The organism is Campylobacter sp. RM9328, from assembly GCF_012978615.1.
On sequence record NZ_LIWF01000017.1, the window covers coordinates 1 to 4,948 of the forward strand.

General features: G+C 36.4%; 4 protein-coding genes and 1 pseudogene. 2 read left to right on the forward strand and 3 right to left on the reverse strand.

Features of this window, described 5'->3' with window-relative positions; translation table 11 throughout:
- Positions 1–398: 398 nt before the first annotated feature.
- On the forward strand, positions 399–1,877 hold the full coding sequence (locus CCAL9328_RS09635; protein ID WP_169938882.1) for an aldehyde dehydrogenase family protein: 1,479 nt from the start codon (positions 399–401) through the stop codon (positions 1,875–1,877).
- An 80-nt stretch (positions 1,878–1,957) separates the two neighbouring features.
- On the forward strand, positions 1,958–2,641 hold the full coding sequence (locus tag CCAL9328_RS09640; RefSeq protein WP_169972584.1) for a metallophosphoesterase: 684 nt from the start codon (positions 1,958–1,960) through the stop codon (positions 2,639–2,641).
- Between the two features lie 7 nt (positions 2,642–2,648).
- On the opposite strand, the gene CCAL9328_RS09645 is transcribed toward CCAL9328_RS09640, so the two are convergent.
- From CCAL9328_RS09645 to CCAL9328_RS09655, 3 genes and pseudogenes are all read right to left on the reverse strand, one after another.
- The gene (locus CCAL9328_RS09645) at positions 2,649–3,521 is read right to left on the reverse strand and encodes a DMT family transporter (RefSeq protein WP_169938878.1); all 873 of its coding nucleotides are present in this window, start codon (positions 3,519–3,521) and stop codon (positions 2,649–2,651) included.
- Positions 3,518–4,738, reverse strand: a complete 1,221-nt coding sequence (locus CCAL9328_RS09650) for a hypothetical protein (protein WP_170000532.1) — start codon at positions 4,736–4,738, stop codon at positions 3,518–3,520. Before CCAL9328_RS09650 ends, CCAL9328_RS09645 begins: the two co-directional genes overlap by 4 nt.
- 32 nt (positions 4,739–4,770) lie before the next feature.
- A pseudogene (locus CCAL9328_RS09655) lies at positions 4,771–4,948 on the reverse strand (flagellar type III secretion system pore protein FliP); the annotation flags it as partial.

Below are 4,948 nucleotides of genomic sequence, written 5' to 3' on the forward strand. Positions count from 1 at the left end.
AGTATCGTAAATACAACAAGCGAAGTGACACAAGAAGTAGACGTAATGGCAAAAATGATAGTCGAAGACGTCAAAAAAAGCAAATTTTAATCACTGCTAACCACCACAAATTCGCCTGGGCTAGACAACGCCTTGCCCTGGCGAATTTACCTTTATAACTAAAAATAACACTTTTTTGTTAAAAACCGTTTACATCTTGTGTAAATTTTGGTCATTTTTATATATTATCTTTCCTTTATTTTATGCATATAAAGCTATTTTAGGGCTTTTTTCTATTTTTCTGATAAATAAATTTCAAATTCAATTTTATATATAAAATTTAATCATAATTTAAAAAGCATTAAGTAGCTAGAGAATATAATTTTATTGTTAATTCATAAAAAATACAAGGAGAAAAAATGACAGAACTACTACCAAAATACGGTCTTTATATAAATGGTGAGTGGCGTGACGCAAAAGATGGCGCAACTCTTGATAGCACAAACCCTGCAAACGGAGAATTTCTAGCTAAAATAGCAGACGCAACAGAAGATGACGTAAATGATGCGGTTAAAGCTGCTAGAGAGGCGTTTAATAAATTTAAACGTAGCACTGTAAATGAAAGAAGTGCTCTTTTAAATAAAATCGCCGATATAATTGATGCAAATAAAGAACACCTTGCTCGCGTGGAAACAATGGATAACGGCAAACCTATAAGAGAAACACTAAATGTTGACATCCCTTTTGCAGCTCAGCATTTTAGGTATTTTGCAGGTGTTATACAGGGAGAGGAGGGAAGTTCAAACGTTCTAAACGAACAGCAACTTTCTATAGTGCTTCGCGAACCTATCGGCGTTGTTGGACAAATAGTGCCTTGGAATTTTCCATTTTTAATGGCGGCTTGGAAGCTAGCTCCGGTTATTGCCGCGGGTGACGCAAGCGTATTTAAACCATCAAGCGAAACAAGCCTTAGTGTTCTTGAACTATTTAGACTAATAGGCGATATCTTGCCAAAAGGTCTTGTAAACATAGTAACCGGTCGCGGAAGCAAATCCGGTGAGTGGATCAAAAATCACACCGGACTTGATAAACTAGCATTTACAGGCTCAACCGAGATAGGTCGCGATATCGCTATCGCAGCCGCACAACGCATAATCCCTGCCACGCTAGAGCTTGGCGGAAAGAGTGCAAATATCTTCTTTGCTGACGCAAATTTAGAAAAAGCGCTTGACGGACTTCAACTTGGCATACTTTTTAACCAAGGCCAAGTTTGCTGCGCGGGAAGTAGGATCTTTGTAGAAGAGAAATTCTATGATAAATTTATGGAAGCAGCGGTTAAGAAATTTGCAAATATCAAAGTCGGAGATCCGCTAGATCCTAACACACAAATGGGCGCACAAGTAAACAAAAAACAAGCGGCTCAGATCCTTGAATACGTAAAGATCGGCAAAGACGAAGGTGCTACGGTAGCAGTAGGAGGCGAAGCATATAGTGCAAACGGTTGCGATAAAGGTGCTTTTGTTAAGCCTACTCTACTTACCAATGTCACAAATGACATGCGTGTAGCTCAAGAGGAAATTTTCGGTCCTGTTGGCGTCGTGATAAAATTTAAAGACGAAGAAGAGCTTATCAAAATGGTAAATGATAGTGAGTATGGTCTTGGCGGAGGTATCTTCACTCAAGATATAACTAAAGCGCTTCGTGTCGCTAGACTAATGGAAACAGGTCGCGTATGGATAAATACATACAACCAAATCCCTGAAGGAAGTCCATTTGGCGGATATAAAAACTCAGGTATTGGTCGCGAAACACACAAGATAATCCTAGAACACTACACTCAAATGAAAAATATCATGATAGATCTTACAGGAAAACCAAGCGGCTTTTACGAGCAGTAACGTATAGGGCGAATTTTCGCCCTATCTTCTTTAAATTTTTAAACTCTCTTTGGTATAATTTGTACTTTTTAAGGACAAATATGCAAGAAAACATCTATGTCATCGGCGACGTTCACGGTTGCTATAAAACCCTACTTGCACTTATAGACAAATTTCCCAACGGACTAAATTCGCGTATTTGCTTTGTTGGAGACGTGATAGATAGAGGCGAAAATAGCGCCGAAGTCATAGAGCTTATTTTACAAAACGGCTATGACTGCGTCCTTGGCAACCACGAATTTAGGCTTCTTAAATTTAGCGATGAATTTTTAAAAGGCAAAGAGCTTTTAAATGAGCCTTGGTTTTATAAAAACGGTAGAGCACAGACCTTTGCTTCGTATCAAAACAAGCAAAAATTAAAAGAAAAACATCTTAAATTTATGCGTTCCTTACCAGTGTATATAGAGTATAAAAATTTAAAAACCTCGGATCAAAGAAAGCTTGTGGTGTCGCATTCTGCCGTAGGTAAAATGTGGAAAAGTAGAAAAGATAAAAGCCTAAAAGATGATTTTAGAAAGCACGTCATATCAGGGCGTGACGATACTTTTGAAAATGCAAAAATTTTTAATGTCTACGGACATACTCCGCTTAAAGATCCTGATATAACAAATTTTAGTGCAAATATAGACCTTGGCTGTGTTTACAAGCAAGGAGCAAACCCGCGTCTTTGCGCGATCGAATTTCCAAGTATGAAAATTTTTACGCAAGAAAATATCGAAAGTTAGGCTAAATTTAAACTGTTTTTACTTCGTGGTTTTCATAAAATTTGATTATTCGCTTATGCACAGCGAGCGAGGCAAAAAGGATCACTCCTCCAACCACAAGGCGTAAAAGGTCAGTTTGCTTATACCAAAATAACAAATTTACAATGATAGCAGCGGGAATTAACGCGTTGTTCATGATAGCCAAAACTCCGCTATCAACCTGCGTTGCTCCTTTATTCCATAGATAATACCCAACTCCACTAGCCACGACGCCTAGCCATATAAGAACGGCGCTTTGAGTTAAGTCAGGAGTTATACGGCTAAAATTTCCAAACACCAAAAACGCCAGCAACGTGACAAAAAACGCTCCAAAATGAAAATATCCAAAAATTCCTTTTTGCTCTATGGTGTTTTTCTCAAGTAAAATTTTATACGCACTCTGCCCTGCTCCAAAGCAAATATTTGCTCCTTGAACCAATAAAAATCCCGTTAAAAATCCATCATTTATAGCGCCGTATTTTATGATAAATGCTCCAAATACCGCAATGCCAACACTCACTAGATAAAGCTTTTTAAATTTACGGTTAAACGCATCATACACAAGCGTTACATAAAATGGTGTAAATATTGTAAAAAGGGCGACTTCGGGCACCGAAAGATACAAAAAAGAGTTATAGTAAAAAAGATACATTACGCCGATCTGCACGGCACCTATCGCCATGATACTTAATGCAAAACTAGGCTTAATCCCTCTAAATTTAGTAAATGGCAAAAACACCAACGCCGCAAGTGCCACTCTCACAAAAACACTAAAATAACTATCGATCTTGCCAGCTAAAAATTCACCTATAAGACTAAAACTAAACGCCCACAAAAAAGTTACAAAAACTAAATTTTTCAATCAAAAATCCTCTTTAAAATTTCATCACCAGCCTCGTAATAATACTCAAGGCAGAGCATTTGCATCTCATCATAATTTAATATAAAATTTATTCTATCATCGAAATTTTTGCCAAATAAATAAAAAAATTCACGATATTCCATCTTTCCTTCTGCGTATCTTTGAGTGATTGTTTTTAAATTTTTTTGGATATCAAGCTGTTTAATGGTGTCTATTTTTACCATTGCATCAAGTTTATTTATGCGTTTTTTGATGGCTTTTAGTTTAAGGATAATCCCATCCTCTTCTTCATTGGCGCTAAGTAAGGCAACTCTTTTTTCTTGTCTTTGTCTACTTAAACTTAATTCATTTGGGATATCCCATTTAAACTCGATCATGGGCTTATTAGCATCAAGATATTTATCAAATGCTTCAGAACCGCTCTTGTTTCCTATCTTTAGATCGTCTGCACTAAGATGCTGAAAGTCTTTTAAATAAACCTTTGGAGCAAAGCGACTCTTTTCTTGTTTTTCTTCCTCTTTTTTGATGATTTTTTCTTGCTTTATTGCATTTAATTTAAGCAAAGATGTTTTGTTATCAAATTTAGGCATTATAACGCTTGAGCCGTGCTCAAAATTTATACTTGCGTCAGAAAGGAGGCTGATACGCGACAAAAGCTCATTTTGCCTAAACAAAAGCTCCTCAAGTGTCTCTTGACTGTTTTTTAAATTTAATCCAAGTGCCGCAAACTCATCAAAGCCGATGTCATTAAACTCAAGCCAAAACGAAGCGTCTATGCTTAACTCTTTTAAAAGTTCCAGCCTTTCTTGCTCGATATTTATAAGCTCGGCTATAGCGATGGCATTAAAATAAATTTTGCCTACTTGAAAGCTGATTAAATTTAAAAACTCATCATTTTTATAAAAATTATTTGCATTTTTGTATAGTAAAATTTTATTTGCCGCTTCTCTTTCTCCACCATCAAAAAGCAGATACTCTATCCTAGCAGTTATACCACCAGACCTTAACACAACATCTTTACTTAAGTCTTTAGAGAGCTTATAACGAGCATTTATATCAATATTTAGTAGCTTGTTTTTTGTATCTTCTTGGTTTATTTGGTTAAATTTAACATACTCTTCGAGTTTTGCACTTTGAGCCAAATTTATGATCTGAACTAAATTTCCTCCCCATGCAACACAGCTAAATAGTAAAAATATTAAAATTTTAGCACTCATGATAGCACCTCAAGCGGCAAAAACAGGTAACATTAGTGAAAACTTTTTACTAAGTTTCCAACCAATAAATTCCAGCCATCCACCAGAACAAATATCAAAAGCTTAAACGGCAAAGATATCATAACCGGAGGAAGCATCATCATACCCATGGCCATCAAAACCGAGCTTACAACCATATCGATAACAAGAAACGGCAGGTAGAGCAAAAAT